This is a genomic window from Vibrio sp. 947 (genome assembly GCF_033339115.1).
GTDB lineage: Bacteria > Pseudomonadota > Gammaproteobacteria > Enterobacterales > Vibrionaceae > Vibrio > Vibrio alginolyticus.
Genome location: NZ_JAWOTX010000019.1, coordinates 54,489 through 78,959 on the forward strand (window position 1 = coordinate 54,489; position 24,471 = coordinate 78,959).

The 24,471-nt window shown below is 36.5% G+C and carries 27 protein-coding genes and 1 other RNA gene; 15 read left to right on the plus strand and 13 right to left on the minus strand.

Annotation, left to right across the window (positions count from 1 at the left end; genetic code table 11):
* Nucleotides 1-45: 45 nt before the first annotated feature.
* Nucleotides 46-1,305, minus strand: coding sequence for a DUF945 family protein (locus tag R7Q39_RS20830; RefSeq protein ID WP_318076764.1), 1,260 nt, complete (start codon nucleotides 1,303-1,305; stop codon nucleotides 46-48).
* 331 nt (nucleotides 1,306-1,636) lie between these two features.
* Between R7Q39_RS20830 and R7Q39_RS20835 the strand changes: the two genes are divergently transcribed.
* A complete protein-coding gene (locus R7Q39_RS20835; RefSeq protein WP_318076765.1) occupies nucleotides 1,637-2,263 on the plus strand; it encodes a hypothetical protein in 627 nt (208 codons plus the stop codon).
* 70 nt (nucleotides 2,264-2,333) lie between these two features.
* On the plus strand, nucleotides 2,334-3,527 hold the full coding sequence (gene dcm, locus R7Q39_RS20840; protein ID WP_045595403.1) for a DNA (cytosine-5-)-methyltransferase: 1,194 nt from the start codon (nucleotides 2,334-2,336) through the stop codon (nucleotides 3,525-3,527).
* Between the two features lie 37 nt (nucleotides 3,528-3,564).
* Here the strand turns inward: dcm and tilS are convergent, their stop codons facing one another.
* Entirely contained in the window at nucleotides 3,565-4,812 is a 1,248-nt protein-coding gene (gene tilS / locus R7Q39_RS20845) for a tRNA lysidine(34) synthetase TilS (RefSeq protein WP_318076766.1), read from the minus strand.
* Between the two features lie 300 nt (nucleotides 4,813-5,112).
* Here tilS and R7Q39_RS20850 point away from each other — a divergent pair, with 300 nt between their 5' ends.
* Together R7Q39_RS20850 and R7Q39_RS20855 are read left to right on the plus strand one after the other, a co-directional pair.
* On the plus strand, nucleotides 5,113-5,370 hold the full coding sequence (locus R7Q39_RS20850; protein WP_318076767.1) for a hypothetical protein: 258 nt from the start codon (nucleotides 5,113-5,115) through the stop codon (nucleotides 5,368-5,370).
* A gap of 232 nt (nucleotides 5,371-5,602) precedes the next feature.
* Nucleotides 5,603-6,172, plus strand: coding sequence for a hypothetical protein (locus R7Q39_RS20855; RefSeq protein WP_318076768.1), 570 nt, complete (start codon nucleotides 5,603-5,605; stop codon nucleotides 6,170-6,172).
* A 46-nt stretch (nucleotides 6,173-6,218) separates the two neighbouring features.
* Here the strand turns inward: R7Q39_RS20855 and R7Q39_RS20860 are convergent, their stop codons facing one another.
* The gene (locus R7Q39_RS20860; protein WP_318076769.1) at nucleotides 6,219-7,058 is read right to left on the minus strand and encodes a hypothetical protein; all 840 of its coding nucleotides are present in this window, start codon (nucleotides 7,056-7,058) and stop codon (nucleotides 6,219-6,221) included.
* Between the two features lie 70 nt (nucleotides 7,059-7,128).
* Here R7Q39_RS20860 and R7Q39_RS20865 point away from each other — a divergent pair, with 70 nt between their 5' ends.
* Nucleotides 7,129-8,826: a hypothetical protein gene (locus R7Q39_RS20865; RefSeq protein ID WP_318076770.1), complete on the plus strand. Its 1,698-nt coding sequence runs from the start codon at nucleotides 7,129-7,131 to the stop codon at nucleotides 8,824-8,826.
* Nucleotides 8,827-9,040: 214 nt separating this feature from the next.
* Here R7Q39_RS20865 and R7Q39_RS20870 read toward each other — a convergent pair whose 3' ends face one another.
* Nucleotides 9,041-9,313 carry a hypothetical protein gene (locus R7Q39_RS20870; RefSeq protein ID WP_318076771.1) on the minus strand — a complete coding sequence of 91 codons (273 nt, stop codon included), beginning with the start codon at nucleotides 9,311-9,313 and terminating at the stop codon, nucleotides 9,041-9,043.
* Nucleotides 9,314-9,388: 75 nt separating this feature from the next.
* Complete coding sequence (locus R7Q39_RS20875) at nucleotides 9,389-9,634, minus strand: hypothetical protein (RefSeq protein WP_020331810.1); 246 nt, start codon at nucleotides 9,632-9,634, stop codon at nucleotides 9,389-9,391.
* A gap of 129 nt (nucleotides 9,635-9,763) precedes the next feature.
* Here R7Q39_RS20875 and R7Q39_RS20880 point away from each other — a divergent pair, with 129 nt between their 5' ends.
* A complete protein-coding gene (locus R7Q39_RS20880; protein ID WP_318076772.1) occupies nucleotides 9,764-10,333 on the plus strand; it encodes a hypothetical protein in 570 nt (189 codons plus the stop codon).
* Nucleotides 10,334-10,354: 21 nt separating this feature from the next.
* Entirely contained in the window at nucleotides 10,355-11,266 is a 912-nt protein-coding gene (locus tag R7Q39_RS20885) for a hypothetical protein (protein WP_045595408.1), read from the plus strand.
* Between the two features lie 320 nt (nucleotides 11,267-11,586).
* Here the strand turns inward: R7Q39_RS20885 and ssrA are convergent.
* The 7 genes from ssrA to nhaA all read right to left on the minus strand — a co-directional run bounded on the left by ssrA (nucleotide 11,587) and on the right by nhaA (nucleotide 17,106).
* Nucleotides 11,587-11,963, minus strand: a transfer-messenger RNA (tmRNA) gene (gene ssrA, locus R7Q39_RS20890).
* Nucleotides 11,964-12,107: 144 nt separating this feature from the next.
* Nucleotides 12,108-12,932: a hypothetical protein gene (locus R7Q39_RS20895; protein ID WP_318076773.1), complete on the minus strand. Its 825-nt coding sequence runs from the start codon at nucleotides 12,930-12,932 to the stop codon at nucleotides 12,108-12,110.
* A 118-nt stretch (nucleotides 12,933-13,050) separates the two neighbouring features.
* Nucleotides 13,051-13,602 (minus strand): hypothetical protein, encoded by a 552-nt coding sequence (locus R7Q39_RS20900; RefSeq protein ID WP_273981467.1) that lies wholly within the window; start codon nucleotides 13,600-13,602, stop codon nucleotides 13,051-13,053.
* Nucleotides 13,603-13,644: 42 nt separating this feature from the next.
* The gene (locus R7Q39_RS20905; RefSeq protein WP_318076774.1) at nucleotides 13,645-14,499 is read right to left on the minus strand and encodes a hypothetical protein; all 855 of its coding nucleotides are present in this window, start codon (nucleotides 14,497-14,499) and stop codon (nucleotides 13,645-13,647) included.
* A gap of 119 nt (nucleotides 14,500-14,618) precedes the next feature.
* Nucleotides 14,619-15,128 (minus strand): RNA chaperone Hfq, encoded by a 510-nt coding sequence (locus R7Q39_RS20910; RefSeq protein ID WP_318076775.1) that lies wholly within the window; start codon nucleotides 15,126-15,128, stop codon nucleotides 14,619-14,621.
* 17 nt (nucleotides 15,129-15,145) lie between these two features.
* On the minus strand, nucleotides 15,146-15,685 hold the full coding sequence (locus tag R7Q39_RS20915) for a hypothetical protein (RefSeq protein WP_318076776.1): 540 nt from the start codon (nucleotides 15,683-15,685) through the stop codon (nucleotides 15,146-15,148).
* A gap of 233 nt (nucleotides 15,686-15,918) precedes the next feature.
* Nucleotides 15,919-17,106, minus strand: coding sequence for a Na+/H+ antiporter NhaA (gene nhaA, locus R7Q39_RS20920; protein ID WP_318076777.1), 1,188 nt, complete (start codon nucleotides 17,104-17,106; stop codon nucleotides 15,919-15,921).
* A 242-nt stretch (nucleotides 17,107-17,348) separates the two neighbouring features.
* Between nhaA and R7Q39_RS20925 the strand changes: the two genes are divergently transcribed.
* The 3 genes from R7Q39_RS20925 (at nucleotide 17,349) to R7Q39_RS20935 (ending at nucleotide 20,476) form a co-directional block, all read left to right on the plus strand.
* Nucleotides 17,349-18,125 (plus strand): metallophosphoesterase, encoded by a 777-nt coding sequence (locus R7Q39_RS20925; RefSeq protein ID WP_045595412.1) that lies wholly within the window; start codon nucleotides 17,349-17,351, stop codon nucleotides 18,123-18,125.
* 128 nt (nucleotides 18,126-18,253) lie between these two features.
* On the plus strand, nucleotides 18,254-18,913 hold the full coding sequence (locus R7Q39_RS20930) for a hypothetical protein (protein ID WP_048516117.1): 660 nt from the start codon (nucleotides 18,254-18,256) through the stop codon (nucleotides 18,911-18,913).
* Between the two features lie 315 nt (nucleotides 18,914-19,228).
* Nucleotides 19,229-20,476 (plus strand): hypothetical protein, encoded by a 1,248-nt coding sequence (locus tag R7Q39_RS20935; RefSeq protein WP_318076778.1) that lies wholly within the window; start codon nucleotides 19,229-19,231, stop codon nucleotides 20,474-20,476.
* A gap of 73 nt (nucleotides 20,477-20,549) precedes the next feature.
* On the opposite strand, the gene R7Q39_RS20940 is transcribed toward R7Q39_RS20935, so the two are convergent.
* The gene (locus R7Q39_RS20940; protein WP_053319138.1) at nucleotides 20,550-21,377 is read right to left on the minus strand and encodes a hypothetical protein; all 828 of its coding nucleotides are present in this window, start codon (nucleotides 21,375-21,377) and stop codon (nucleotides 20,550-20,552) included.
* Between the two features lie 156 nt (nucleotides 21,378-21,533).
* Here R7Q39_RS20940 and R7Q39_RS20945 point away from each other — a divergent pair, with 156 nt between their 5' ends.
* The 5 genes from R7Q39_RS20945 to R7Q39_RS20965 all read left to right on the plus strand — a co-directional run bounded on the left by R7Q39_RS20945 (nucleotide 21,534) and on the right by R7Q39_RS20965 (nucleotide 24,469).
* A complete protein-coding gene (locus R7Q39_RS20945) occupies nucleotides 21,534-21,923 on the plus strand; it encodes a hypothetical protein (protein ID WP_053319137.1) in 390 nt (129 codons plus the stop codon).
* Between the two features lie 10 nt (nucleotides 21,924-21,933).
* Nucleotides 21,934-22,473 carry a hypothetical protein gene (locus R7Q39_RS20950; RefSeq protein WP_318076779.1) on the plus strand — a complete coding sequence of 180 codons (540 nt, stop codon included), beginning with the start codon at nucleotides 21,934-21,936 and terminating at the stop codon, nucleotides 22,471-22,473.
* 4 nt (nucleotides 22,474-22,477) lie between these two features.
* Complete coding sequence (locus R7Q39_RS20955) at nucleotides 22,478-22,759, plus strand: hypothetical protein (protein WP_318076780.1); 282 nt, start codon at nucleotides 22,478-22,480, stop codon at nucleotides 22,757-22,759.
* A 137-nt stretch (nucleotides 22,760-22,896) separates the two neighbouring features.
* Nucleotides 22,897-23,736 (plus strand): hypothetical protein, encoded by an 840-nt coding sequence (locus R7Q39_RS20960; RefSeq protein ID WP_045595417.1) that lies wholly within the window; start codon nucleotides 22,897-22,899, stop codon nucleotides 23,734-23,736.
* A 94-nt stretch (nucleotides 23,737-23,830) separates the two neighbouring features.
* Nucleotides 23,831-24,469: an RNA ligase family protein gene (locus R7Q39_RS20965; RefSeq protein WP_318076781.1), complete on the plus strand. Its 639-nt coding sequence runs from the start codon at nucleotides 23,831-23,833 to the stop codon at nucleotides 24,467-24,469.
* Nucleotides 24,470-24,471: the final 2 nt, after the last annotated feature.

The following is a 24,471-nucleotide window of genomic DNA, read 5'->3' on the forward strand; positions in this document are numbered from 1 at the left end:
TCTCGTTCCACCTCTTTTTTGGTTACGTGACTTAACTAAAAGCCATTACATATTTTTTGGAAGTGGAATTTCATTCCCGTTAATGGTTAACGTTCCTTCTTTCACTTCGGCGTGAGTCTCAATGCTTTTACCATTAGCAGAGATAACGCCTTGATCAATGTGATCTTGAATCATAAATGGAGGAATTCCTAGTTTAGCTGTCATTGCTTTATCAACTGACACATTTAATTCAGCAGTAACTTTTTCTAAGAATTCATGTAAAGTTCGCGGCTCTTCAGAGAAGCTCTTAAACTTAACATCTAAGTCAATATCAAACCAATCTGATTTCAACTCGTTGATTTTGAATGTTATGCCTTTCTTAAACATGCTGCTAAGAAGCTCACCACTCATATTTCGAGAAATATCATCACTTGTTTCAGATGCGTCAATGATGTCTTTCATGTAAACATCGTTTAACTCCCAATCAAGCGTATAATCTGATTCTTTTAGCTTGATGCCATTAAACATGCCTGTAACGCCATCTAATTTGATTTTTTGATGAATAGACATTGAGTCTGTCATGGTTAAATCAGAAGTTGCCGTTAGCTTTCCGAAATCTATAAATTCCTTGTTTTCATTCAGCATGATTCGATCAACGGAGAAATCAGTCTTAGCTTCGGTAATCCATCCGTTTTTCCATTTATAAGTTTCAGTACCACCAAACTTAGAAATGTCAAAAGTCTTATCACCATCCTTTATGTTGAGGTTCTCAATTTGATAAACAGCGCTCATCTGGTCTTTATCAAATTCACCAGAAAGTGAAACACCTTTAATTCGGAATTGACTCTGAATCTTTCTACCGTAACTACCGATGTATTGTTCGCTCTTCTGCATATCAGGGAAGTCAAGCTCAAACTTAAACTTTCCATCAGCTTTAGCTATCCAGTTCAAGCTAATATCTTTAAGTTGTGGCATTTCCTCAACTGTTGACTCGCTAATTTCGTTAAAATCAAGTGTGATCTTTCCTGGAATCTCGCCAGGTCTAATTTTTACAACATTTTTAAGGTATAGCTTATCAGTATGCCCTTTCATGGAAAGCTCAAAAGTGTCGGTTACACTGAAGAACCCTTTTTCTGCATTTACCAGCTTGATGCTCAGGTCGCCGTTACTGCTAAAGTCTTTAATGAAGCCATCACGCACACCCTCATATTTTTTAGTAAATACGTGATTTCCATAGATAGTACCACCAGCAAGTGCAATTGCGATTGCAGAAGCTAATATGATCCCTTTGCTGCTTTTTTGTTCGGTTTGTTTATTTGTAGACATTTTTATTATCTCTTATTTAATAGCTGATAAATGATAACACTGTGCAGTAATTCTTTCAATAAGTCATTGTTTTTTATTTGCCTTAATTATGAAGTGTGTTTGAAAAAACTAAGTATTTCTTCAAATTATTAAGTAATTTATTTGTGATATTTATAACAACTCTAGACTATGAATCAATCATTAGGTTGCAATTAAGTAAGAAAAACCACTTGATTTTACACTTAAACTTATCTTTTAATGGATTATTTTTGACTTTTTATTATGGAATTAAAAAATCTTTGCTGATAGAATTAAGAATGCAAAAATTTAATAATAATAAATAGGTGTACAAATGTCATCGGAAAAGAATACAAATTCAGTTAGCAGCACTGATAATGCCATTGATATTGAAAAGGAAATTCAAGGTATTACTCAGATGCAGCAAGAGCAAAATAGAATAAAGCTAGCGAAAGCTAAAGAGAAAGCTAAGAAAACACACTCTATAATCAATATCATTGCACTTTCTCTATGTGCTGGTGGCTTTTTCATGCTTAAAGATCGCATCCTTGATGATAATGGAGCCGTTAGTAGCCCTACAATGAAGGTGGTTTCGTTTTCTGATGTTAGTCAATGCTCTTCTTTTGTCGCAATAAATCCAGACTTTAAATCAATTAATTGTAATAAGCTTTCAGTTCAGGCTCATGAAAAGTCTGAGCAGACTGGTGGTGCATGGATAATGCTCAATGGTGAAAACGGTAAGAGATGCTATAACATTCCAAAAATGGATGGGTTTTCTGTAATCAAGCAAAAAAATGGCGATAAAGCTTTTAGCATTCCTTTGTACTACGTTAAGAATATCGACTTGAGCAAGCCAGGACTATATTTTCCTAGTGGTCATCAAGCACTGCTAAACAATGATGAGACAAAAACAATGCAAAACATAGCGATATACAATAAGCGCTCTGATGTTTGTAACTAAAAAAGGCGCATAGCGCCTTTTTTAATATAAATAAGTTTAATAAATAAAATAAAGAATAAAAAGAAACTATATGATCAAATATTTCTCACCTGAGCTGGTCAGTGACTTGCTCGGCGTATCATTACGCACAATAAATACCTGGATAAAATCTGAAAAACTGATTGCTTCTTCGCAACGAGGATTTACGCGAGAAGATCTGGCACATCTTGATGGATTGTCGTTTCTTCTTGACGATAAAATTGAACCAAATGTAACTCAATCCGTTAATTTAAAGTCTATTGAACTATTCAGTGGTGCTGGTGGAATGGCGTTAGGATTAGCCAATGCAGGATTTAATCACGTACTGCTTAACGAAATCGATAAGGATGCATGTGAGACTTTGAGAGCAAACATCAATGGTAATATTGTTAATGATGCAATTGAAAATATTGATTTTACAAAGTGGTATCGAAGAGTAAATTTGATTTCTGGTGGAGTACCATGCCAACCATTCTCACATAACGGAAACCGACTAGGGTTTGAAGATACTCGTGGAACACTATTCTATCAGTTCGCAAGGGCAATAAAAGAAGTTGAGCCAGATGCTTTTATTATGGAAAACGTAAAAGGATTAGCGACTCATGATAAAGGTAGAACGCTAAAGACTATGGTTTCAGTGCTTGAGGATTTAGGCTACAACGTTGAAGCTCCCAAAGTACTCAATGCGTTCCACTACGGAATACCTCAAAAGAGAGAAAGACTATTCATTGTAGGATTCAGAGAAGATTTGAAGATACAATTCAAGTGGCCTGCAAAAAACCCAGACATAAAAGTTGTCTCAGACGCTCTTTGTAGCGGCTCACTGTACCCAATAGATGTACCTGAATCCATAGGTCAAAAGTACCCTAAAAAGGCTCACGGGGTCTTTGAGCTGATTCCTGAAGGCGGTAACTGGCGAGATTTACCCGATGCTATAAAAATTGAAGTAATGGGAGCCAGCCTATTTAATGGCGGTGGTAATTCAGGGACGTTTAAAAGGCTCGCAATGGATAGACCATCCCCCACCCTAACCTGTTCACCAGCCCAGAAACAAACAGGGAGATGTCACCCTATAGAAACAAGACCATTATCCGTAAGAGAATATGCCAGAATCCAATCTTTCCCTGACCATTGGGACTTTAAAGGTACTATGGGAGCGCAATACAGACAGATTGGGAATGCTGTTCCACCAAAACTTTCCGAAGTACTAGGGGAAAGCATAGTAAAAGCAATAAAACCCATTTGAAATTTCCCACTGCATTAGCAGTGGGTTTTTTATCTAATTAATCCTTTGTGAGGATTAGTCTATACTTAGGCTCTTTACTTAGATAAAGGTCAGATACCCACTCACCAACAGTAACAACCTCACCGTTGAATAATTTAATAGGATACTTTTCCCTTTCCCAAGATGGCACACGCTGTTCTTGTAGGAATTTCTTTAAAGTTCGATTACAGCCTTTGAATCTAAACTTTAAGGATCCTTTGTACACTGAATCTTCTAGCTCTGTTGGTTCAATAGAGATACCAACATCCCCTTTCTTAGCAGGTAAGAAACTGACAGCCAGCCTTTGATTATCTTTAACAATATGCAGGGCATTATCAAAGAACATGATTTTTGTCTGATGTTCAATCTCTACGGTAAATTTAGTGTCATTTGATGACAAACCATTTAACCTTTCGATTAGATATGCAGTCTTTCCTGACGAGATTGCTTGATAACCATTGCTTTTAAGCCATGCTCTCACCAGTAGTGTTTGTGAATCACCATCTAGATTTTTCACAAAATCATTTACAATAAGTTTTTCTTTCTCTTGATGTGAGCAGTTTTTAAGCCATTCATTTGCTTTTTCAGCATTCATTTCTGAGGCAAGTTGACACAATGAAGCTGATTTTGAGATAGAGGATGATGCATTTCCCCATCGAGTTCTCAATAATGGAAGAACTTCATTCCTTAGGAAGTTTCGATCATAGTCAGAAGACTGATTTGATTCGTCCTCTACCCATTTCAAATCGTTTTCCTTTGCGTAAGCCATGAGTTCATCTTTAGAATAACCTAGAAGTGGTCTAGCAAGAATTCCATTACCCAAATCTCTAGTTGGGCGCATTGATGCAAGACCATCAACACCAGCCCCTCGCATTAATCTAAGTAAAAAAGTCTCTGCCTGATCATCCATGTGATGCGCAGTAAGTAATACATCTCCATCTGAAAGATTTTCAATGAAAAACTCATACCGACAATCTCTAGCTACACTCTCAAGATTGTTAACGCCTTTAAGGTGAAATTGTTTAGATTTGAATTTCGCTCCAATCTGCTTACAGAATTCAAAGCAAAAGCTCTCCCACTTTTCAGCGTTATCGGAAATCCCATGATTTACATGTAGGCAGTAAAGAGATTCATGAGATACGCGTGAAGCAGCGTGAGCTAGTACAACACTATCTACACCGCCACTTAAGGCAATATTGATTTGATTACCTTGGAAGTTCTCAATGACGGTTCTTACTGTGGATTGAATTTGTTCTGTAATAGTCATGATTTTTGCTAATTTTTGGATATTGTTTTGATTATACCCGCAAAAACATCAGAGTCAATATATATCTCTGTATGTTTTTTCATCATTTGGGCTGAATATCAAAAAAAACCTTTACACAGCACTTAAAAAAAGTAAAATCAAAATCAAATAAATTAACTAATAAAAATTATTATTATGAGAAATAAATTTGACGTTATAGAAGCATCAATAGATGACATAAGTGTGATTGGATTCATTATAAGCAAAACAGAGAAATCCATAAAAGTTTGTTATAGAGACCCAAAATCTGGCGAAATCGAAATGAAGAATACCAATGATGGCATAACCATCACTGGCAATGCCGATCCTTCCACTTTACCTATCTCACTAAATCAAGTACTTGAACATTACAAAGAGCAAGACTCTCGAATTTTCAAGAAAGGCGATAAAGTGTCATTCATTGACCCTAAATCCAGAAAAATACTGAAAGGGGTTATCGAATCCAATATGGGTGAATACTCTAAAGTTCTAATGGCTGACGGTTCTCACAAACGCGTTCTAAAGACATCTTTTCAGTAAGAATAAATAGCCAATTTTTTATTAATAACCACCAGAAAGCTCTGGTGGTTTTTTTCGTCATTTAATAAACACTTAGTTGCATTCATTCCGTTGAAGAATTTGAAATGAATTGTTATTAAACACAGTAATACTTTTTATTGAATATTAAAATTGTAATATCTGGCTCCATTTGTTATTCTATTAGTAGAAAAATATTAAAACTAAATAAATAATAACAAAGAAGAGAATTGATATGACAAATTTAACGAACAGACAGATCACAGATGTAATCAAAGATCGATCTCCTGCTGATATTTTGAAGAATGATGCTAAAATCGGATTCAAAGTTGAGCCTGGCAACCTAAAAGAAGATGGATTTACATTGTGCGCATCGTTCAATTTAAGTAACGCTGAACCTGCAATTAAGCATCTTCTACATAAAGCATTAGGAAGTAAGCGATCATTCGCAAACTTCACAACCTTAAATGATGGCACCAAACTGGACTCGTTCGTTATCAAGTCTGAATTCACTTCTTTCTCACTAGATACCGATCAGGATAAAACATATACTCTGGAAGATTTGAAAGGGAATAAAGATCTACAGAAAAAGTTCTTAGGTGAGTTTGCTAAGCGTCACTTTATCCAACCATTGAGAACTACAATGGCTGACTATATGGAAGTGGATAAGCGAAAAGAGATGAAAATTTCTGGAACCCCAACAGGAAAAGAGCAAAGCCAAGAATCCTTTCGAGGGAAAGTGGCTGAATATATTAAATCGTTTATTCCTGGCGCTAAAGGTCGAGAAGTCGGTCTAAGCATGTAGACCGAAATCTGACTTAAAAAAGCAGAGTCATCGACTCTGCTTTTTGTTATTGAACTTTAATTGTGATATCCGAAACATTCGAAAGTTGTTTCAGTTTCTCTTGCAGGTTTTTATGATTCGCAAGCTTTTCTCTCACTTCAATCACCCACTTCGCGTTCATTAGTGTTGATTTCAATATAAAAGTGTTTAGTAGATTGATATTCGTTGCCTTCATTAATCTAACTCTATACAACTTTCCACTTAAGTCTGTATCAAGCTTAATATCTTGATATTTTTTGAACATATTCTGGATATTGATTATCTCTACTTGGTATCCCATTGATTCAGGATCATAAATATCTAGTAGACCCTCTCCTGGTTCAGACAGGCTAATTGAAACTCTGTTTTCAGGGTTTTCAACAACATGCTTCACTGAATCTTCATCTAGAGTGTATACTTCCCAGTCTTGTTGGTCGTATTCAAAAACATCAATGAATTGCAATGCCTCATTGAAAAAGTCTTTAATTATCGTAGCTCGTTTTTTGATTGGATTGTCACTTGCCTTTTCTTCAAGAGCTGATGTAAAGATGATGGGCGCTAATGCTTTTCTCACAGCGGACAAAAATAATTCTTCATTAGGGAAAAATTCAGAATCACCTAACGATCTATTAACCCATATTTTTTTCTCATTATTCTTAGTGAACCTTAAGAGTTCATCATGATTATTGAACCCAAGAATCGAATAGAAGATATCTTTCATCTTTTGCTTTTCAGGGATTTCACCAATTCCAAAACTTTTCCCCAACTCAAGATCGTCTTCAGAAGGCAGGTTCTTTTCCCATATCGTGATAAATGAGTCCATTACCAACTGTAATTTTTTACGCGGGATAATTATCTTTTTTTGCATTACTTTCAATTCTCTTCATTGATTTATTTAATTGATATATAATAAATTAAAAACGAAGTCAAAGAAAGTCATGACCAAATTAATTAATTCAAAGGAAGCTAAAGTCTTAAGGGATAGGCTTACTCATGCAAATCTCGCAAGTAACCAGGAACCTATTGATGTTGCTATCGAATTGCTAGCAGCACATATTGAAACTATAGCTCCCATATTAAAGAAAAATCCGCATGAAATGCTGAGTGCTATTAGCCTTAATATCGTTAATGAACTTAAAGCTGCTGCTAACACAAACTCCACTCGGTATTTTCAGCTTATTGGAAGAACTTCAAATCTCATTAGTGAAAGACAGTACGCACTTGCAAATGAGCTTCTTAATCTTGGCGCATCACAAGAAGAAATTTTCTCTGCTACAAAACTGGTATGGTGTGATAACGATTTTTGTTTTAAAGGGTTTACATTCGACCCAATAAGGATAGACCCATCGTACTTAGCTATGATGTTAGATAATCCTCATAGTGATAAATACAGGGTTGCGTCACTGCTGAAGATGAACCCTCAAAACTCAATCTTCACTGCTTATCCTAAAGCTAAGCAACTATCTATCAGAATGGTTGAAGGGATGAGTGCTGCGGGGAGTTTAACTGTTAGTTCTTGTGAAATAAATATCTCAAAAGAAAAGCTTTTAGAGTTCTACAAAGCTAATGGCTTCGATCAGGCATGTTGCTATATAAATGAAGTAATCAACCACGAACTTGCGCACATTATTCAAAATTTTGAGCCAGGATGGTCTCGCGGTATGGCTGAAGCATTAACATTCCCGCATTACATTGGACAACTACTCAGCCAATCGAGAACGAGATTACTGAATGCATACCCAAATCTAAAAAAGGCTGTTGATACTTATGATCAATGCCGATTAGAACTCGCGCAAAAATATGAGTGCAACCCGAATGACATATTCGAATACATCAATGACGATGAAGAAAACCTCATAATTAGTTACGCTGATGAGATTGATAACCAACCTGAATCTAGATTTCTAGAGCGCCTAGAGGATTCAATTTATGAGGTTAACGGTAAGAAAACATTCTCAAAAGATGAGCGATTAAAATGGTACGAACACACTATTGGTGAATCGATGGCAAGATTTGTTGGGAGAATTAACAGTCAGTCAGGTTCTAACGAACCATCTAACAAGTCTTTTCATTTTCTCTCTGAATTCGCGATGTTAAGTCAGTATCCAAACATTCCTTTATTTAGGGGAAAAGAAGATTTTGAATATAATCACCAAGATTTACCGAACGAATACTACTCATCGTCTCTTGGGTTCATTGATTTCTATCAGAATGGACAGACGATAGTAAGCCTAGTTAGTGATAAGTGCAATATATCAACCATTGTGCATGAGTTCTTAGGACACTACGTTTATGAGAATGTGTGCAATGCTGCTAAGATGTCAGACTGTCCAGCGTGGTTAATTGATGGTCTTAAAGATCTTGATAATTCAATTTTCAAAGGTCTATTTAGTAAGTGCGCAAAGCACGAAAAGTTTTCTGAACATGCTGAAAGCTTGATGCTAACTAATGAAGCAAAACACGCCAGCCCAAAACTAAAAGCTGCTGCAAGAGTTCTTGAGAAAGAGTTAGCATCAACACTATCATCGGAATCGTTACACTTAAGAGAAGATATTCAAGAGTGTCATAGTTTTTCTAAGTTCTATTCAAGAATTATGGGCGGTGATGAGTCAAATGCAATCTCATTGTCCAGATAGCAAAAAGGCAAGCTTCGCCGCTTGCCCTATCTATTACTTTTTAGTTTGAACAGCCCAGTTGTTGCGTTTACGGCTGTTACGAAGTGCTAGATTACGTTTCATGATATATCTCCGAATTATTTTTTGTTTTTATATAAAATTAAAATCGAGAGCTTTGGGTGCTCTCGATTTTTAATTCGCAGCCAAGCTCTTGATAATTGAGCTTGGTATATCATTAAAGAAAAATGTTTTCTTCAATACCTTGCTTAGTAGCTTCTGTACTTAGCAGCTCAATTAGTTCGTCATTTTTTGTTTCTACAACCATTTGTACGGTTGCATACTGATGAATTCGAATTAACGATTCAGCAATTTGTTGCAAGTTATCGCAAGGAAGATCACGGAACATGCTAATACCTTCGACACTGTCATTAATCTTTTTATCTGTGATATTAATCTTAATGCCAGTTCGAACGGTAGGATCCGTCGATGGCGTAATAACTTTTATCATTGTAAAACCTGTTATATTGTTATTATCCCAACCAGAGAATATTACTGATTGTTTTTGTTGTTGTCAATAGATTATCTATTTAATATCTAGCGGAATTTCTTCTGGAGAAGGACTCCATTCAAAAAGCCCAGAAACAACGTTCTTACAGAAATCCAGAATGATTTCCCACAAAAATTGTGCCAGAGGCTTAATCAAACCCATGAAGTTTGAAACATACTCATTTACGTCTTTGTCTGTCACGTATGCATAAAACGCAACTAAACCAAGCAGAAAGCAAAAAACGATAAAGAGAAAGCCTGCAATTTTTTTTGCTAGCCCCATAATAAAATAACCTTTCTTTTAATTTATGATTAGATTATACATTCATTGGGATTAGAGTCAAGCATTTAAAATTCTTTCTTTTTCCATGTCTTCTTATGGGATATAATTTGAGCTTAAATGAGGATAATTATGAATATAAAAAACACAATCTGCTTACTCTCTATCCTACTTTCCTCTAATGCCTTATCCACAGAAGTAAAATCAATTCCCCTACCATTAGGGGTAAGCTTTGGGATGACATTAGAGCAAACGAAGTCATTTTTAAGTGGTTACGAGCTAAGTGTGCCAAGAGGTTATCCGAACACTATTGTGGTTGATAATCCTGACTCTCAAAACTTCATTTATAAACGGCTAGGCTTTTACTTTAATGATCATGGTCTTCAGTACGTCCAGGTGCAATCCAAAACTATCGGTAATGATCCTTATGGCAGAAATGGCGTTACGCTTTACTATAGCGAAAAGAAGCGGATATTAACTGATAACCCTTCTCTTGATGTTGTTCACTTTGAGTTTGCTGATAGACGAAACACATACGATAAAACCAGCTTTTATCAATGCCTCAACTATCTTAATTGTGGTAAATACAAAACATACCTTTTAAACGGTGATGAAGTGAAGGTGCTTTTGAGCCTAAACCCTAAAAGTGATACTGAAGGGTATATAAATATTGATTATAAAGGCGATTATTGGGATCGGTAATCCAGCAGCAAGGGAAAAGAAATGATTTTAACAAACAGTATCGATATTGATTCTAAGTTTCTAACGAATCAAGATGAGTTATATACACTCAACTTATTAGATAGCAATATAAGGCTTGAGTGTAATTCACATGAATACAATGACCTTAAGAAAGCTATTGTAGCCTCATATGAGCTAACTGAAAATTCAAACCACTGGATTCAACAAAGAGTTAAAACAGTATTGAAGGCTCATAGAGCAGCGTTTGATTTTTTGGTTCATGAAGGTTACTTCAGTGAACAATTTGTCATTACAGACAAGTCTTTTGATAAGAATCATTTTAATCGTTTACAGATGACGATTGAAGATTTTCTGCATAAGTACATGAATTCAGTGAAGGGATTTCCTGTAGCTACAAGGGAATTATTTGACTTTCTTAATAGAAAAATTGGAAACAAGACCGAAATTAGCATCAATGATGGCGAAAGTCAGCTTAATGAGTGGAACAATCTCAACCATAATTTTAAACCACTAAACGAAGAAGAGAAAAAGAAAAGGTATAAGCTGGAACCCTTTTGTGTCAGTAATGCCTCTGTATTTATTGGGTTTGTTAGACCTGAAACTACTGTACAAAACATTCTAAAAATCAAAAATGGCTCAATAACATTTGAAGTCAGTGGCGATGATGTACTAAAAATGTACAAACTATTTCTTACAGAAGATCAATTTAACCTACATAAACAAGGCATAGAGTGCTGGAAACTATTTGATGACATAATTAAAGCGAACAAAATCTTTTTTGATAATTTAGAAACAATTGGCTTTGATAAAAAGTGGGCTGAATTCAAGTCGGACGAAGAGCTTAACAAAAATAGACTTTCAGATATCATGACTGAATATGATCAAGCGCTTATCAGCATCGATACCTTATCATCATACATATCGAAGCATTAGTGATTTGCTCAATTTGACCAATAGTGATTTGGCATTGTTAAATGCCAGATTTTTTGTTCCGCAAAATAGAAAACTCCAGACCGAAGCCTGGAGTTTCTAACTAAAACAAAATTAGGGATAAGAACATCAAATTATCTTAAACAAAAATGGCAAAGGATAAAAACAAGGTCTCTGTAAAAGCCTGGATACCAGACCTTCACAATGCAGTCTCGGAATCGGAGCAATTCATGAATCGCGTCCTTCGTTAATAAATAACGATATTATGCTCGAAAACTGCATTTAACTAATTGACTATTTCCCGATAAATCAACAAGTTGAATTGGTGGAGATGGGCGGATTCGAACCGCCGTCCAAATGTATTCCAGAAAGCAAATACTTACAGCTTTATCTTCTCTTATCATTAACAATTTAGGCTGAGAGAGACAATCACCTAAATGTCTTCAGCACATCCCATACGGGTTACTACGCAATATCGGCTGTATTTCTTGCGCTCTTCCCTAATCTAATAATGACCCATGCATATACAACACCGATTAGGGCTGGTGTTGTGCATGAGGCAACCTACTGGTTATTAAGCAGCGATTGCAGTGAAATGTTCGTCGTTTGCGAATATTTTAATTTCGGTTTTTTTACGAGGCCAACCGACCCTCGGCTGATTGCAGACCTTCCAACACCTGTCGAGACCTATTTCATCCCCAAGCTTTTACAGAAACCTATTTTTTAAAGAACTTTGGTTTGTTGCTAACCTTTGATGTTGTAAATAATACACTACCTAAATTATTTTGCAAATGTTTTTTATGTTCTTTTTAAAACAATTTGGAAATTTTTGTCTGATTGCTCATTACATAGTCAATGCGCTGCGATTTAACCCCATTTGCTCAACTCTTTCAACTAAGCTTACTAAATCACTTGAACGGTAAGATTCAATATAGTCAACCGCCTGCACGTTGTGAATAGCCAAAGAGTTCAGAGTCTTGTCATAAACACCATCAATGTTCTTGATCTTCAATAAGATCGGGAAATGCTCTTTACCCATATCTTTTTTCAACTCTAGAAAGTCAGGATGATCAGAGCTAACAATGTTTGCACCAGGCTTAACCTGAAGGAATGCTATCCCCTTACTATTTTCGGTATCTCTATCCTTAAATGAAGAACGAGCATTAACAGCATTCTTTAAGTCTTTGGAAGCATATAATGCGCGACCTAAGAAGCTAGGTATCATACTTTGCTTCAATGCTTCTTCACTATCTGCTTCAAACCGATCAATGTTCCCAAAGTCCATACTTTGCGCGATAATCTTTCCCGAAAAGTCTATTTCATCCGTTCTGTTCATTCTGGATATAAGGTTGATCGCCCCCTTATTCATATCAGACAATCTATCTGGAGAAATTCCTTTTGGAGTAAACAACGTAACTTCGTCGCCATCAAACTTAGCGCCTAAAGTGTATCCTTTCATCAAAAATAGCTTCAAAACTGTACGTTTGTTTATGTTAGCTAAAGCCTCTTTGCTTTCACTACAGTCTGGCTCGATAAATTCAGCAAGATTTTCTGCTGACACCGTTCTTTCATAACGCAGTTTATCGGTAAAGATCGCGTGATGGAATTCCGTTTGATTACTCTTTAACCACTCTTTTGATTTTTTGAATACTTTAAGGTTTGTTTTCATTTTTCGAGTTTTCTTTATTATTAATAACCAAACAATTATATCATTTAATTCTTAATAAAAAAATATGCCGCTAACTACGCCTTAGTTAGCGGCTTATTCATAAGGTCTTTTGTAAGTTTTAAAGCATATCAGGCATAAACTTGAATTCTTCAAAGACTGACTCACAATGAGATTCAAGCTGTTCCATTGTTACCTTTTCATTTGAAGCTGTAGCTTTACATAGCGTAAATGTTGCCATGTTGGTAAAGGCTCTCTTTAAAAATACAAAATATCCAATTTTAGCCAAATTTAAAGCCTCTGGATCAGGCTTTCGTAAGTACACACAAAGTTGACCGCGATACAGGCTTAGGATGAATGATTTGGTTTCAACCTTCTCTCCGCTAAAGCCACCAGCAGCCTCTATTTCTTTTACCCTGATATTTGGTACTCTCCCTTTGCCTTCGATAATGTACTGTACGCATTCAATAAATTTAACCTGATCTTCACTTAGGTTATTCTGTCTTGCGGATTTAACTACAGAATCCCAATTTGAGTAATGACCAATTCTGCTCTCTTTTTCCTCACCCGTATTCTTACTTCTGTGATGTTCAGAGTTAAATACACCCCATCTACCAAGTGTAATGTTGTGTGCAGTAATTGTGAGGACTACGCCATTTTCATATATCTTCATTAATTTAATTCCTTATTATATTTATTGTTATTATAAATTTTATCACTCAACTTTCAATCTGAACGATTTGATAAAGTTGACATCGAGCATGAAGTAAGCCATAACCTCATTCGACTTCTCTTTCATAAGTCTTTCATAGTTTTCCGAATTAGCTTCCCCGTAAATACGCTCTACAATAGGCCAGACCGATTCATCTGTAATATCCTGGTAACTCCACCCAATATGGATAATTCGCGATGTTGTGAGCGCACTGAGAGCGTTTAGCTGTTGCTTTTGATCGCCAAATGAAAGTCCTGATGATTCCATAAAATCCTTAGAAAGCTGGATAAGGTCAGGGAAAGTCTTAATAACAGAGTTTTGATCTGTAACAATATTTGCTTTGTCATTATTTTCAATGCAGTAGTCCATTAAAAATTCTGCAAATTTTCTGGTCAATTCATCTTTGTTCAAGACATGCCTTCCATAGACAACTTTTGAATATTTAGGGTTATCATGAAACGCCGCATGTTGTAAGCGAATCAGAGACTTTATCGAATCATGAAGCTCGGCTCTGTCAGAGCTTCTATTAAATGAAAGGTATGATGTAAAACCTTTAGAAATGTTATCAACAAATCCAAACTCAAAGGAATCAAAGTCTTCGGTGGCGCTAAAAAGCTTATCAAGCAACTTTCCGATCTTGTAATCCGCGCTATTAATACCATCATTCGAATCACAACATCTTCTAGAAGTCTTAATCCACTCAACTATTTCATCGCAAACCTGAATGCCTTCAGGTGTGAGTTTGTATGCAAATGCAAAAATCGGATTAGAGTATTCAAAGCTATCTAAAGCAAACAAGAGTCGATTCACTTCTTTCAACTTGCAGATTTTAACTAAATCATCAAATTCAAAATTCATTTTATTCCTTAACACTCCTTACGGAGTGAGTTCACAATGGGGTTCACTTATTCTTTATTTATCTCGACATAATAAAAAAAGGGTAGCTAAAAAGCTACCCTCTTAATCATTTATCAATATTAGAAAATGATTTCAGTTTTAATTGAACCCGAAACTACGTTGTCAGTCACTACAATTTGTAGTTGTGGAACGATTTCGTTTGTTTTTCTGTCACGAATCTTACTAAAGATTACTAGAACATCACCGCCGTAGCGAAGTAAGCGACCACTAATGCTGATTCGGTTAAGGAAGAACATTTCAATGTCCATTTCGCTTTGAATCGCTGGCTCACACAGTTCAGCGTTGAACTTTTCATTGAAAATAGCTGTGTTTTCTACTTTATTAAGTTGAGTAAGCAGCTTTTCAATAAGGCTCTGGTCATTAACTGTGATCGTGTTAATTGTGTCAGAGTTAACGATTGATGATTGACCATCACGTTTCACTTGAACAGCACATTCATCGTATTGCTCAATTTCACCATCAATTTTGATACCGTTCTGTAGAAAGATATTAAATGACTCACTGTTCAGGTTTTTCGCTTCTTTGATAAGCGTATCAAGTGTGATTTTGTAAATTTCTGATTTAATCATTATCACTACTCCCCTGATTAGTATGCTTTAGCTTTTGGAACTTCACAGTTTACAGTTGAGATAGCATCCCAACGTACAAGCTGTAGACCGCCAAAGTGGTTCATGATGATTTGTACTTCATCGTCACACACTACTGGTTCACCTTTGATTGGTGTGCCGCTTACTGTGTAGTTAGCAACAATCAGTGAAGAGTTGCGGTTTTCTGCAAGATTACGCACCTGACGGAAGAAGTGCTGTTGAAGCTTATTTACCGTAGGAGTTGGCGCATCTTTCTTGTTTTGCTCTGCAAATAGAGCATCAATATCCAATACTAGAGCTTTCGAGTCTTTGCTCATGTTGTGAGACTCTTGGCGCTTAGGAGAAAGAGATGCTAGTGCGTCCCAAGCAATTACTTGCTGGCTCTTGCCGTGCGAAGCTAGCACCAAACCAGTTTCATCTACCATGATAACTGTGCCGATTAGTTTTACGTCATTCTTCAAGAATGCAAAGACTTCTACGTCTTTAATTGCTTTTAGGTATGCGTCACGTACTGAGGTGATTTTAAACTGGTTTTTCATAATCTTTTTCCTATTAAGTTTGTTTGCTATTATTCAGCGTTGTTATTAATTATACATATTTAAGATTGCTGGTCAAGTTTTTATTAGTCACCAAGTTTTCTTAAATCTGTTTGGAGGTTTCCCTCTCTGTTGTTGCTAACTATATAACTGTGCGGTTCACCTGTCAACAATATTTTTATAGTATTTTAAAAAAATCGCCTCATAAGAGACGATTTTAATTGGAAGGTAGATGATTACTTGTTTCTGAGGCTATATTTCATTACTGAAAGACCGATAACGCCAGAGATTGCCGAACCAACCAGGATAGGTAGCTTATACTGCACAGTAGGGTCGTCGAAAGAAAGACCTCCAATAAACAAGCCCATAGTAAATCCAACACCACACAATGCTGCGATACCATACATTTGAAGCCAATTTGCGCCTTGTGGCATTGGTGCAACTTTTGTTTTTACAAGAATGAATGCTGTTGCGAACACGCCAAATTGCTTACCAACAATCAATCCAAGGATAATACCTAATGAGACATTGCTAGTTAGACCACTAATATCTTGTGCTGAAATTGCCACCCCTGCATTCACAAAAGCGAAAATCGGTAGAATGAAGAAGCTTACTGTTTCATGTAGTGTATGCTCCAAAGACTCTAGCATTGAGCGTCTTTCATGCGTTTTTCCTTCATTGTCATAGATTTTACGTGGCGACATTGGAATAAACATGCCTAATACAATACCTGCAATGGTCGCATGAATACCGCTCATGTATACACAGTACCAAAGCACAAAACCAATAATTGCAAATGGAGCAAAGTTTTCTACGTTTTTCTTGTTCATGTACCAAAGCACTAAAGAACAAACAACTGATGCAATTAGATAGTTATAGTTCAATGATTCAGTAAAGAAGAAGGCAATAATGCCGATCACCATAACATCATCAAAAATTGCTAACGTCATCAAGAATACTTTTAGCGATGTTGGCGTATTTTTACCAGCAAGTGCCAATAACCCGAATGCAATTGCAATGTCGGTTGCTGCGGCAATAGCCCAACCATTCTGTGTTTCTGTACCAAAGTTAAAGAAGTGGTAGATAGCAATAGGAACAATTAGACCACCTAGTGCAGCGGCAGCAGGTAGGATCACATTTCTTGGATTGCTTAATTCACCGCTTACAAATTCCCGCTTAACTTCAAGGCTAATCAGGAAAAAGAATACGACCATTAATCCGTCATTTACAAAAAAATGAAAATCTTTCTCAAGATCGATACCCAGCAGTTTGAGAGTAAACTCACTATGACTCAAATGGCTGTACATTGTATACAAGCCTGTATTTGCCACCAGCATGGCGATTGCAACAGATGCAATCAGCACGATGCCAGTTGCAGTCTCCATTTTGAAAAAGGACTGAACACTAGAAACAAAGTTCTTCATTTACTACCTCATTTTTATTTGTTAATTAATTGTCAGAATTGTGTTTTACAATACTGATAGCATTCAAAAGCCCAAAGCGGTTGAGTTCGCTTTAGGCTTGAAATCTTTAAGGTTATTTAGTCACTATGACTGACTTTATATTCGGCATTATACATACGTTAATTTTATGGTCAATTATTTTTTATCTCTTATTGAAATTGTTATCAGCCCTGTTAAAATGAATGAAAAATAAAGGGAAAATCATGAAAGAATTACATTACCTTTTCGAAAAGACAACGCACAATCTTGATCAGTCAACTGGTCGAGTTCTTTTTGCTGGTGACATTCATGGGCATTACAGCGATTTCATGCGCGAGTTAGAAAAGCTAAAGTTTGATCCTAATAAAGATGTTGTCTACTCACTCGGTGATTTAACTGACCGTGGTAAAGAAAACTTACAATGCCTAGAACTAATCAATGAGGATTGGTTTAAAGCTATGCTTGGTAATCATGACCTCTTTATGCTTCTTTTTCTAATTACGGGTGAAAATGAAGGCTCATTGCCTGGTCGTATGTGGTTTTCCCCTCGTACTGGTGGAGCATGGTTTAAAGATTTAAATTCAGCGCAAAAAGATCGTGTACGCGAACTAGCACAAATTTTAAGTCTTAAACCTTCTGCAAGACAAGTAGACATACATCACTCAAATGGACTAACTAGATTTGGTCTTGTTCATGCTGAAGTACCAAACAATGATTGGAATTTCGTTTTAGACAAGAAAAAGCTAGAAAACCATGCTGACGTTGTTACAGAAAGCAGAAAAAAAATTAAATCTTTTGTACATGATCGCGTTAAAGTTCATGACATTCCCCATGTTAAAAACATTGATATTTTAATCTCTGGACATAGCATTGTTAATAAACCTCTATGGTTACATAACCATCTTTATATCGATACTGGATCGTATAAACCAGATGGATATATCTCAGTGTTAGACCAAGAAGAGATTAGATTAAGCAAAAAAATGTATAACATATCTTAAAATTGGCTTCTGCCATTGGCAGGAATATTATTGCTCTATTACTATTACCTTAAGGCTATGATCTATTAAGTTGAATTTTTGGTTTTAAAGGGTTAGTTTTAGCATTGGTTAAAGAAAGGATCTTATATATGAAGAAGATTTTAATACCAGCGATTTTAGCAGCATCGTTCACTCAAGCTGCTTCAGCTTCACAATTTAATGAAGGTTGGGAGTTTTCATTGGGCTTAGGCGGAGCTTACAGCGCGAGTGAAGACATAACTATTAAACGAGACAACGCATCCGATATCGAGCTTGGAGACGTTGAATTTGAAAACAAGCCATTCCAGGCACCGCTTTATTACACCATTCGTGGTGGAAAATGGTCTCTAAATGATGGATGGGCTGACTCAACAGCTTTTGAAATGGAGCTTATTCACCACAAAATCTATGCTAAAGGCAGTGACCTCAGTCAAGGCGTATCAAAGTTCGAAGTGACTGATGGTTACAATCTACTCTATGTGAACTACGCGGTGAAGAAAGACCATTGGATTGCTCGTGCAGGTATTGGTGCAGCGATTCCTCACCCTGATGTGATCATTGACGGAGAGCGCACACATGGTGGATATCAATTGGCAGGTATTACTGGTCAACTTTCACTTGAGCGAGAGTTTGAGTTGAATGAGACTTTTGCTCTGGGTATTGAAAGCAAAGTTACCTACTCATATGCAGATATCGATATAGACGGTGGTAGCGTTGAAGTACCAAATACAGCCATTCACTTGGTTGCAAACCTAAAATACCGTTTATAAGAAAACACTAAAAGAGGGGTATAGCCCCTCTTTTCAATGATTTACACGCAGTTCCCTTCCAAACTTTTGAATTTATCAAAATTTTTCAATTTAATTAAATCCTCAAATTTCATCTTTCCAAGCATTGTGATTGATCAAGTTTCACTCATGGAAAATCTGTTTTTGATCATTTACAAAGATCGCACATTGCTCAATTGTCAATAAAACGCATCCAAATCACTATTTTTTTAACTATTTTTATTTGACATGAATATTTTTAGTCTTATACTCCACATTGTTCTTTGATTTATTACATCTCTGAGAGAGGAAGTCATTATGAAGACATTGGAACAATTGGCTAACAGCACCAAAGGTCTTAAGAAAACAAAAGACGGTATAACAGCTAGCTTTGATTTATTGTACCTAGAACCAGGATACAACGTCCGTGACGTAAACATTAATCAGGTGTTTAGCTTCTCCAAATCATTTCTTCGTGGTGAGCTTATCCCTCGACTAACAGTTCAACCAATTGAACTGAACGGCAAAACGGTTCTTAAGGTTATCGATGGTCAGCACCGTTACTTTGGTTACAAGCTGGCAATGCGTGACAAATCGTTTAAAAGTGAAGGTTTGGATGTTGTCGAATTCTCTGGCAACCTACGTGATCAAATCATTCACATGGTTCACGCGAACAGTGGTCGTAACCTGACTAACCTTGAGCTTGCAAAAGCGATGCTACGTCTACAAGAAGAGAATGAGACTCTTGATAGCATCTCGAAACTGTTCAACGTTAGCATTTCAACAGCAGCAAACAATATCGCTGTAGCGCGTTTCTCGAAAGAACATCCTGATTTCGACGTTCTTATTGATCACAACATTGTTGGTATGTCAGTGATTGCTTCAAACATCACTAAGCATAAAGAACGTGCTTACCAACGTCTATGTGGCATGATTGGTTTCGAATCACTTGACCTAGCTCCAATTCGTAACGTTCCTCAGATGACTGACAAGATAACTGAGGAAGAGTTTGAAGCGAAAATGACTAAGTACAAGTCAGAAATCGCTAAGATCAAGAAGCAAGTTGCAGCAAACATGAAGCAGCTTAAGCCTAAGAAGGTTGAAAAGGAAACTGTAGGCAATATGTCTACGCTTATTTCTGACATCACTCTTCTAATCCGTAACAGCAAACATAAGAGTAATGCAGATGGCACGGTCTCGATCCGTTTGGATGGACCGATGATCAAAGCTCTGTATATTGCTAAAGCTGACATTGATGAAGTTGACTCGCACAACCTGAATGCTATCGAAATCGGTAAGCAACTAGGCATGTCTGAAGAAGAGCTGGCAGAATATCAAGTGGTACAGAAGCAAGCTATTGCTGAGGCTGCAAGCAAAGCTCCTGAAGCTACACTACCTGTTGATAGCTCTGAAGAGCTTGAGGAAGAAACTGGAACTCAAGTAACTGTTGATATCGTGGACGAACAACCAGTAGACGACTTCAACCAAGATCCAGGTGGCATTGATGAGTTCGACGCTTACGATCCAAACATCGACCCTCTTCTTGATGAAGAACAAACAGCATAATCGAACTTTGAAGCTTTAGCTTCTTAATAAAAAGCCATAGCACATGCTATGGCTTTTCTGTTTTTGAGCCGTATCAGTCAAAACTCAATACAGTATCAATCTCACACTCATCAGCTTCAATTAGCACCCTATCAAGCTCTGAGGATAGCTTTTGAGCATTTTCTAGAGAAAGGGTAATCCTCTTACCATCTATATTTAATGTTACTCGCTTTGGCTCTGTTGTTCTCAACTTAACTGCGATAACTTTCTGTTTCTCTTTACATGACTTTCTAACTTGATTGATCAATCCCTTTGACTTGAATATGAAGTCATTTGGATTCGGAACGCTATCAATCTCTGCTTTTAATAACTTAAGCTCAACAAAAATCTCTAGACCAAACTCCTTAGAGATTTCATCCTCATTATGATTGCACGACTTAATGAGATCCGATAAATGAATAAACCATCCATTTATAAAAGCTTTTTCTACTTTAAACTGTTTACTCTTCAGCCACATAGCTGAGCAGACTAAAACTGACAACAAGCTAATATCTATTGCTACCAGAGCATCATCAAAATAGTTACCGTCTTCCAACTTGCTTAAAGTAAGCACAGTCAAAAATGGAATTAGTGAAACCGAAATCACCTTGGTTACTGAAACTTTATTAAATTGTTTATTTTGATATAATCCCATGAGCATTGGAATTATAAATACAACAAACATAAACAAAGCCCATAAGCTGCTGGTGGATGTTAAACTTCGTATCAGGTATGAATATTCATGATCCGTGAAGAACACAACACCAACAAACAATGAAGTCATTAAGAAGTAACTAACTGAAATCATCGATAAAGCAGTGGGGTTGTTCCATTGCTCAAAAACGTATTCAGCTTCTTCTTTAATTTTTGCATAATTCATCATGGCATAAGACACACAATTACAGTATAAATGTTGATTATTAATGAATGTTTTTACTGTTTTTAAACATACATTCAATACCTTTCAGAGTCAATGTATTTTTTATGTTATATAAAAAAGAATTGACTTTTAACCCAACAAATGTAGAGTAAAGTGAAAATGAGCAATAAACCATTACTTCGATCAGATTTAGATACAAAGTACATCGCTGTTAATAAGCAAGGCGAATACAAGATATACGATAATCAAAGTGACTGCGCTGTTGATCAAGATTCTATCGTAACACCGATTAACCGACATACACGAGTCAGAACAAGCTCTGTAGAAATGTTGGCGCAGATACTTGCTGAGACGGAAGGCTATAAAGAAATAGTCACTGACCTTCCACAAGAGCATTTTGGGGTATGTCTTGATTATCTGTTTTTTAAACATCCTGAAGTATTCGAAACAACAGAACCTGCAAAACAAGAAGCATTCTGGAATACTCAGAGAATGAGACGAAAAACCATTGTTGAATCTGTAGAAGCATACTATCACCACGCAAATTAGAGAGGACAATATGTCTTTAAGATACGAACATCCTAAAATGACTTTTCATACTGATCGCGAAGATGTATCAATTGTTGCTGTATTTCTTAAGGGTGAACAGATTGTATCTACAAAGTCTATTCTGTATTTCAATAACCAAAGTGTTCCTAATAGCGGCTATATGCCATCACAGCACGGTGATCATGCTATTATCAACCTTGATGGTGCTTACCAGTCTGGCTATCAAGATATTTTGATTTTCACAATGCATGATTATCAGAATAACTTAGATCCTAGCCGATTGTTTCTTGTAAACAATGAGGTTCAACCTACTGAACTGGCATCAGCTCGACCATTCTCAACAAAGAACATTGAGGGTGTCCAAGCAGGAATGAACTTGTGTTTTCATATCTCGCTCGATGATTATTTTAGAACGCGTCGAGTATCACTTAATCAGATCCCATCCTGGCGTTTCAGCCAGAAAAGTGGTTATTTCGAAAACACTAGTGATACCCTACAGTCGATTCTTGCTAACAGTTTTGATTATTTAAGCATTCCATTAAAGAAATAAAATTATGAATAAAAACATTGAATTAATTAATAAAAGCATTACGTACATCGATCAAGTAATTGAGTCGTTAAACGATACTTCAGACGAATTAACAAAAGAAGCTATCGAGGGTTACGGATTTATTGAAATCAAAGATGCTGTGAAATCCGAGGATCTATCTGAATCTACGATTCATAGCTACCTACTTTCATTAATTCATATCTTTGACGTTTTGGATGAAGAGCTTTGTATGGAGCCAGATTTTTACGACCTAAAAGATGAGGTTGAATCAATCTCTCTTTCATAGATTGTTATCATCTTATTGATTTTTCATTGTTTTATTTCCGAGTTCTTTACCTTAATGCAAAATTTGAATTTAGGTGTTTACTTAATTCATTTTTTGCATTAAGGTATATACATAAGTTGAAACAAGGACTCAGAATTATGAAAAACAAAACCCTGCTACTAATAATTGACGCACAAAATGATTTTTTTGACATCCCTGAAAGTGTCTTGAAATACCGCCCTACTCTTCCAGTGCCAGGGTCATGGGCTGACGCTCAGCGCCTATCCGATTTTATCAAATCGGAAAAATTCAATATCGACTCCATCTTTGCTACTTTTGATACCCATAGTGAATACGATATCAGCCACTGCTCTTACTGGATTGACTCTGAAACTGGAGAGAACCCTCTTCCGTTCACAGAAATTACCGTCGAGAGCTTTATTTCTGGTAAGTACACAACAAGCGACCCCGCGTTGAAAGAACATGCGCAAATGTACCTACAAAGCCTTAAAGACAATGGAAAGCCGAATCACTTCATTTTCCCTAACCATTGCATACCTGGTACTGAAGGTTACGAAATTGTGGCTCCAGTAGCAGAAGCATTGGCAGAGTGGAGTCAGGCGAAAGAGAATAAGTCAATTGAACGATTCAATAAAGGTGAAAACCCTAACTATGAGTTTTTTGGACCTTTTGAATCTCAAGTTGTAGTTGAGCATGACGACGAAACCAAGCTAAAAGTCGATGTCATTAAAAACATGGTGGATAACTTTGATTCCATTCTAGTTAGTGGTCAGGCGTTATCTCATTGTGTTGGAACAGGCTTGAAGCAAATCATTGACTGTATTGAAAGCAATTACAGTGAAGATGAAGCTAAATCTCATATCTCTAAAATTTCGCTGCTAGCAAATACAACTTCACCAGTTGGCGGGTTTGAGCAAGTTGGGACAGAAATCATTGAGTTTTTGAAGCACAAAGGTGTTCAAATTACGGATGTATAACTAGTTTTGTTAAAAATATCTATTAACAGAGGGCTTGATTAGCCCTCTTTTTTATATATAATAAAAACAGCCAATAAAATCAAAGAGATTAATAATGGAAATTTTAAAACCTAAATACCCAAGAACGTATCACTTACCGTTCAGTGAAGCGGTATTTAATGATGATAAATTAGCTGATGATTTTTCCATGATGGATGGCGAAGAAGTATGCGTGTCAATTAAGAAAGATGGGCAATGCACAACATTCACTTCGGACTATATTCATGCTCGCTCTGCTGAGATGAATTCACACGAATCATCTACATGGGTAAAACAGCTTCATGCAAAAATCCGTTACATGATGAACCCGAATCATCGTATTTGTGGCGAAAATCTATACGCCAAACATAGTATTCATTACAAGAACCTACCCGACTACTTCATGTGCTTTAACACATGGGATCGTGATACTAACATGTGCCACTCATGGGACGAAACTGTAAAGATCTCCGAAAGTCTGGGATTAACAACAGTAGAAGTTGTATATCGCGGCATTTTCGATATGGATAAGATTAAGGCTATCTTCCAAAATCTGGATAAAGAAAAGGAAGAAGGTATCGTAGTTCGTCTAGCGCGAGGCTTTCACTACGATGAATTCCAGAAATGTGTGATGAAGGCAGTTAGAAAGGGACACGTTCAGACTGATCAACACTGGTCACATCAAAAAGTCGTGCCAAACGAATTGGTTCAGTGATT

Excerpts from the sequence above, each read along its gene's own strand:
- R7Q39_RS20830 (WP_318076764.1), bottom strand. The coding sequence starts at position 1,305 with ATGTCTACAAATAAACAAACCGAACAAAAAAGCAGCAAAGGGATCATA.
- R7Q39_RS20835 (WP_318076765.1), top strand. The coding sequence starts at position 1,637 with ATGTCATCGGAAAAGAATACAAATTCAGTTAGCAGCACTGATAATGCC.
- dcm (WP_045595403.1), top strand. The coding sequence starts at position 2,334 with ATGATCAAATATTTCTCACCTGAGCTGGTCAGTGACTTGCTCGGCGTA.
- tilS (WP_318076766.1), bottom strand. The coding sequence starts at position 4,812 with ATGACTATTACAGAACAAATTCAATCCACAGTAAGAACCGTCATTGAG.
- R7Q39_RS20850 (WP_318076767.1), top strand. The coding sequence starts at position 5,113 with ATGAAGAATACCAATGATGGCATAACCATCACTGGCAATGCCGATCCT.
- R7Q39_RS20855 (WP_318076768.1), top strand. The coding sequence starts at position 5,603 with ATGACAAATTTAACGAACAGACAGATCACAGATGTAATCAAAGATCGA.
- R7Q39_RS20860 (WP_318076769.1), bottom strand. The coding sequence starts at position 7,058 with ATGCAAAAAAAGATAATTATCCCGCGTAAAAAATTACAGTTGGTAATG.
- R7Q39_RS20865 (WP_318076770.1), top strand. The coding sequence starts at position 7,129 with ATGACCAAATTAATTAATTCAAAGGAAGCTAAAGTCTTAAGGGATAGG.
- R7Q39_RS20870 (WP_318076771.1), bottom strand. The coding sequence starts at position 9,313 with ATGATAAAAGTTATTACGCCATCGACGGATCCTACCGTTCGAACTGGC.
- R7Q39_RS20875 (WP_020331810.1), bottom strand. The coding sequence starts at position 9,634 with ATGGGGCTAGCAAAAAAAATTGCAGGCTTTCTCTTTATCGTTTTTTGC.
- R7Q39_RS20880 (WP_318076772.1), top strand. The coding sequence starts at position 9,764 with ATGAATATAAAAAACACAATCTGCTTACTCTCTATCCTACTTTCCTCT.
- R7Q39_RS20885 (WP_045595408.1), top strand. The coding sequence starts at position 10,355 with ATGATTTTAACAAACAGTATCGATATTGATTCTAAGTTTCTAACGAAT.
- R7Q39_RS20895 (WP_318076773.1), bottom strand. The coding sequence starts at position 12,932 with ATGAAAACAAACCTTAAAGTATTCAAAAAATCAAAAGAGTGGTTAAAG.
- R7Q39_RS20900 (WP_273981467.1), bottom strand. The coding sequence starts at position 13,602 with ATGAAGATATATGAAAATGGCGTAGTCCTCACAATTACTGCACACAAC.
- R7Q39_RS20905 (WP_318076774.1), bottom strand. The coding sequence starts at position 14,499 with ATGAATTTTGAATTTGATGATTTAGTTAAAATCTGCAAGTTGAAAGAA.
- R7Q39_RS20910 (WP_318076775.1), bottom strand. The coding sequence starts at position 15,128 with ATGATTAAATCAGAAATTTACAAAATCACACTTGATACGCTTATCAAA.
- R7Q39_RS20915 (WP_318076776.1), bottom strand. The coding sequence starts at position 15,685 with ATGAAAAACCAGTTTAAAATCACCTCAGTACGTGACGCATACCTAAAA.
- nhaA (WP_318076777.1), bottom strand. The coding sequence starts at position 17,106 with ATGAAGAACTTTGTTTCTAGTGTTCAGTCCTTTTTCAAAATGGAGACT.
- R7Q39_RS20925 (WP_045595412.1), top strand. The coding sequence starts at position 17,349 with ATGAAAGAATTACATTACCTTTTCGAAAAGACAACGCACAATCTTGAT.
- R7Q39_RS20930 (WP_048516117.1), top strand. The coding sequence starts at position 18,254 with ATGAAGAAGATTTTAATACCAGCGATTTTAGCAGCATCGTTCACTCAA.
- R7Q39_RS20935 (WP_318076778.1), top strand. The coding sequence starts at position 19,229 with ATGAAGACATTGGAACAATTGGCTAACAGCACCAAAGGTCTTAAGAAA.
- R7Q39_RS20940 (WP_053319138.1), bottom strand. The coding sequence starts at position 21,377 with ATGATGAATTATGCAAAAATTAAAGAAGAAGCTGAATACGTTTTTGAG.
- R7Q39_RS20945 (WP_053319137.1), top strand. The coding sequence starts at position 21,534 with ATGAGCAATAAACCATTACTTCGATCAGATTTAGATACAAAGTACATC.
- R7Q39_RS20950 (WP_318076779.1), top strand. The coding sequence starts at position 21,934 with ATGTCTTTAAGATACGAACATCCTAAAATGACTTTTCATACTGATCGC.
- R7Q39_RS20955 (WP_318076780.1), top strand. The coding sequence starts at position 22,478 with ATGAATAAAAACATTGAATTAATTAATAAAAGCATTACGTACATCGAT.
- R7Q39_RS20960 (WP_045595417.1), top strand. The coding sequence starts at position 22,897 with ATGAAAAACAAAACCCTGCTACTAATAATTGACGCACAAAATGATTTT.
- R7Q39_RS20965 (WP_318076781.1), top strand. The coding sequence starts at position 23,831 with ATGGAAATTTTAAAACCTAAATACCCAAGAACGTATCACTTACCGTTC.